Genomic DNA, 515 nt, shown 5'->3' with positions numbered 1-515 from the left:
CGCGTGCCGACTACGCCGAGAAGCGCCTGGCAGTATTCGGCGCCGAGGCGAAGTTGCCGGAGAACCTCCCGCCACGGCACCTGGCTATCCAGATCAATCAGGCACTGCACGATCTGCTGGCGAAGTATCCGCAGGCGCTGCTGTTCGGCGAGGACGTTGCACAAAAAGGCGGCGTGTATACCGTCACCAAGGGCTTGAACAAGACGTTCAAGGGCAGCCGCGTGTTCAACACCCTGCTGGACGAGACGATGATCCTCGGGCTCGCCCAGGGCTACGCCAACATGGGCATGCTGCCGCTGCCGGAGATCCAGTATCTGGCGTATTTTCACAACGCCTGCGATCAGATCCGCGGCGAGGCGGCGTCGCTGCAGTTCTTCTCCAACGACCAGTACCGCAACCCCATGGTGATGCGAGTCGCATCACTGGGTTACCAGAAGGGATTCGGCGGCCACTTCCACAACGACAATTCAATCACCGCACTGCGCGACATTCCCGGCCTGGTCGTCGGTTGCGCC

Annotated in this window: 1 pseudogene; it reads left to right on the top strand. The window is 61.7% G+C overall.

The window, feature by feature from the left end:
* Positions 1-515, top strand: a pseudogene (locus GSQ77_RS29100) (hypothetical protein); the annotation flags it as partial.

It is taken from the genome of Burkholderia sp. L27(2015), from assembly GCF_009765705.1.
Taxonomy (GTDB): Bacteria; Pseudomonadota; Gammaproteobacteria; order Burkholderiales; family Burkholderiaceae; genus LMUX01.
The sequence above is the reverse complement of the archived record's forward strand: the minus strand, read 5'-3'. Positions and strand labels throughout refer to the sequence as shown.